2 protein-coding genes are annotated in these 4328 nt (G+C 44.2%); both read right to left on the reverse strand.

Annotated elements, in window-relative coordinates; all coding sequences use genetic code 11:
* Positions 1–202: 202 nt before the first annotated feature.
* Positions 203–2665 carry a glycogen/starch/alpha-glucan phosphorylase gene (locus C3Z13_RS04555; protein WP_103855137.1) on the reverse strand — a complete coding sequence of 821 codons (2463 nt, stop codon included), beginning with the start codon at positions 2663–2665 and terminating at the stop codon, positions 203–205.
* 215 nt (positions 2666–2880) lie between these two features.
* On the reverse strand, positions 2881–4320 hold the full coding sequence (gene glgA / locus C3Z13_RS04560; RefSeq protein ID WP_103855138.1) for a glycogen synthase GlgA: 1440 nt from the start codon (positions 4318–4320) through the stop codon (positions 2881–2883).
* Between the last annotated feature and the right edge of the window lie 8 nt (positions 4321–4328).

Genomic DNA, 4328 nt, shown 5'->3' on the forward strand with positions numbered 1-4328 from the left:
GGGGGAGAATGCACAATAAATAAGATGTTTTGCATAAGAATGTCCTTTTGAGATCAGTTTGAGAGCGGATAATCGCTTGATTAAGCTGCATTAATCATACTGCCTATAATGCGTTATGCTCGCTTATTTTACACTGATAAGGATAATAAAAAAGTGGGCATTTGCGATTTGCCCACTTTTGTTAAGGTGTTTGCTCAAAAACTTAGTTTAATTTGAGCGGTTGGATTTTCCAGATTTTTTTCGCATATTCTTCAATGGTTCTGTCTGATGAGAAGAAGCTCATATTGACTATATTTTGTAACGCACTGTTTGTCCAAGCCTTTTGATCACGGTATTTTTCATCAACCCGTTTTTGTGCTTCCACATAGCTTTGGAAGTCGGCAAAGGATTGATAATAATCGTGATAACACAAGCCATTGAGGAAATCTTGATAACGGTGCGGGTCATTCGGGGAGAAGAAGCCTGACGTGATTTGGTCAATCACACGGCGTAACTGTTCATTGCTTTGGTAAATGTCGTAAGGGCGGTACCCGTTACGACGTAACGCTTCCACTTCCTCAACGGTATGACCAAAAATGAAAATGTTATTTTCGCCCACGTTTTCCAAGATTTCTACGTTTGCCCCGTCTAATGTGCCAAGGGTTAATGCACCATTAAGAGCGAACTTCATATTACTTGTGCCTGAGGCTTCCGTTCCTGCAAGGGAAATTTGCTCAGAAATATCGGCAGCTGGAATGATAATTTGCGCAAGGCTTACGCTGTAATTCGGGATAAACACCACTTTTAAGCGACCCTGCAAGCGTTCATCGTTATTGATGATTTTCGCCACATCATTGATTAAATTAATGGTTTGTTTCGCCGCATAATAGGCTGATGCCGCTTTCCCTGCAAGAATGAATACGCGTGGTGTCCAGTCTTTTTCTGGATTCTCTAGCATTTCATTATAACGTGCAACGATATGCAAGACGTTGAGAATTTGGCGTTTGTATTCGTGGATACGCTTCACTTGCACATCAAATAAGGCATCAGGGTTTAATTCAATCCCCAATTCTTTTTTCACATAGTCGGCTAAACGCTGTTTGTTCGCACGTTTAATCGCGGGAATGGCTTGTTGCACTTCTGCGTCATTGATATGGGCTTTGAGTTCCGTCAATAAGCTCAAATCACGTCGCCATTCTGTGCCGATATAACGGTCAAATAAGGCGGAAAGATCTGGGTTTGCCACCGCAATCCAACGGCGTGGCGTAATCCCATTGGTTACATTGGTAAAGCGTTCTGGGTAAATGTGGGCAAAGTCGGCAAAGGTAGAGGTTTTCATTAAATCCGAATGAATGGCAGCAACCCCATTAACTTTGTGTGATCCCACCACAGAAAGCCAGCCCATACGCACTTTACGCGTATCGCCCTCTTCGATCAGAGAAACACGGCGAATGAAATCATCGTCTGTAGTAACATAAGTGCGGACATATTCTAAGAAATAATCATTGATTTCAAAGATAATTTGCAAATGGCGAGGGAGGTTTTTCGCCATCATTTCCACTGGCCAAGTTTCCAAGGCCTCAGACATCAAGGTGTGGCAAGTGTAGGAGAAAATACGGCGGCACATATCCCACGCGGTTTTCCAATCATAGCCTTCTTTATCCACCAAAATATACATTAATTCAGGAATGGCAAGGGCTGGGTGAGTGTCATTGAGGTGAATAGCAACTTTATCGGCTAAATTTTTCACTGTGCCGTGGGTGCGTTTGTGGCGTTTGATAATGTCTTGCAATGAGGCTGACACTAAGAAATATTCTTGGCGTAATCGCAATTCACGCCCAGCCCAAGTGGAATCATCAGGGTATAACACACGAGAAACATTTTCGCTTGCGGCACGGGTTTCAATGGCACGGAAATAATCCCCACGGTTAAATTCTGCCAAATTGAAAGAATCCCCCGCGTGGGCACTCCATAAACGTAAGGTCGCTGCACTGTCGTTGTCATAGCCAGGGATCATTTGATCATAAGCAAGTGCGGTGATTTCTTCGCTTGAATCCCAAACGCATTTTTTACCTTCAAAATAAATGTGTCCACCAAATTGAATATTAAAGCGTTTGGACGGTCGCATAAATTCCCAAGGTGCGCCTTTTTCCAACCACGCATCAGGTTTTTCTACTTGTTTGCCCTCTTCAATGGCTTGTTGGAACATTCCATATTCGTAGCGGATACCATAGCCCATCGCGGGAATCGCAAGGGTGGCGATAGAATCCATAAAGCAGGCAGCTAAACGCCCCAAGCCCCCATTTCCTAAACCGGGATCGACCTCTTTTTCGATGATTTCTTCTAAATCCACATCAAGCTCTGCCAACGCGTCTTTAGCAAGGCTGTAAACGCCCTCTGCGATTAATGCGTTGGACAAGGTTCGTCCTATTAAATATTCCATTGATAAATAATAAACGCGACGAGTATCTTCACTGCGGGCTTCTTTCGCGGTGGAAATCCAGCCTTCGGTAACCAGATCACGCACGGCATAAAGGGTGGCATTTAGCCAATCACGCTGGCTTGCCTCTTGCGGGGAACGTCCAATTAAGAAAATCAATTTATACACAATCGCCTTTTTCAGCGATTCTGTGGTTTGCTCAGGTTGGTTATAAGAAAATGGAAAATCGGTATTATCCATTGTCATAGATGGCTCTCCTAATCTATTTCAATTTAAAATCGGCGTATTTTTACGCCTTTTGCATAAAAATACAACAAAAATTCACTAAAAAATGTGCGTTTTTATGACCGCACTTTGGTTTCGATAACCTTACGCCCGTTGAGGTCAAAATAATACGGCATTATCCATTTCTAAGTTGAACCTTGCCGTATTATTTGCCTCGCCTATGTTGAGCGTTTTAATCACACACCCAACAAGCGTTGATACAAGGTTTGGTAATGCTTCGCGGCAATTTGCCAGCTAAAATCTTGCTCCATTGCCACCGCTCTTACGCCTTGCCATAAACGCTGTTTTTGCCATAAGGCGAATGCGTTATTGATCGCCCAACAAAGCCCCTCTACATTGGCATCATTAAAAACGAACCCCGTGGCTCGGCGGGCTTTGATGTTTTCTGAATGGCTGTCCACCACCGTATCTGCCAATCCGCCTGTAGCACGCACGAGCGGTAATGTGCCGTATTTCAAGCCATAAAGCTGGGTTAAACCACAAGGTTCAAAGCGACTTGGCACGAAAATCACATCGCCCCCTGCGATAATGAGATGGGATAAGGCTTCATCATAGCCAATTTTCACCGCGATATTTTCAGGATAATAGGCGGCAAGTTGGCGTAACCCCTCTTCTAAATGGGCTGCTCCCGAGCCTAACACCACAAGCTGACCGCCTTGTTGTACCAAAGTTTCGGCACTTTGTAGCAATAAATCCACGCCTTTTTGTTCCGTGAGGCGGGTAACCATCACAAATAATAATGCCTCCGGATTTTGTGGTAAGTTGAAATAAGCCTGCAATTTTTCTTTGTTCTTCCGCTTGCCTGTCATTGCTTTTAATTTGTAATGATCTTCAATATAAGGATCACTATTTGGATTCCAAATGTATTCATCAACGCCGTTGAGAATGCCGACTAAACGCCCCTCGTGGCGTAAAGCACTTAATAAGCCTTGCAAGCCGTAACCAAATTCTGGCGTGGTAATTTCTTGGGCGTAGGTTGGGCTAACGGCGGTTACCACATCTGAATAATAAAGTCCTGATTTTAAATAGGAAATTTGTCCGTGTAGCTCTAAGCCATTAATATTGAACATTTCCCAAGGTAGCCCTAACTCAAATAAATGATGATAAGAAAATACCCCTTGATAAGCGAGATTGTGAATGGTAAACACCGATTTTGCGGGGCGGCCTTTCGCCGCCAAGTAGGCACTGGCTAAGCCTGCGTGCCAATCGTGGGCGTGTACCACTTCCGCTTGCCACCACGCATCTAAGCCCACCGCTAACTCAGCTCCCACCCAGCCGAGCAAGGCGAAGCGTTTATAGTTATCGGCATAATCGTTGTACCATTGATCGTGATAAGGGTTGCCCTCTCTGGCATACAAGTGCGGTGCGTCAATCAAATAAACGCCCAGCCCGTTGTATTCTCCATAACGCAGCACAATATGCCCTGCGAAATTATCAAATTCCGCCACCACAACGGTGTGAGGAATACCTGCTACAATAGCAGGATAGGCTGGTAATACAACACGGCTGTCAATGCCAATTTGCTGTTGTGCGAAAGGTAATGCCCCCATTACATCTGCTAATCCGCCTGTTTTCAGTAAGGGATAAAGTTCTGAACAAACGTGTAAAACTCTCATTATTTTTT

This window comes from Avibacterium endocarditidis (assembly GCF_002921145.1).
GTDB lineage: Bacteria > Pseudomonadota > Gammaproteobacteria > Enterobacterales > Pasteurellaceae > Avibacterium > Avibacterium endocarditidis.

Excerpts from the sequence above, each read along its gene's own strand:
- C3Z13_RS04555 (WP_103855137.1), bottom strand. The coding sequence starts at position 2,665 with ATGACAATGGATAATACCGATTTTCCATTTTCTTATAACCAACCTGAG.
- glgA (WP_103855138.1), bottom strand. The coding sequence starts at position 4,320 with ATGAGAGTTTTACACGTTTGTTCAGAACTTTATCCCTTACTGAAAACA.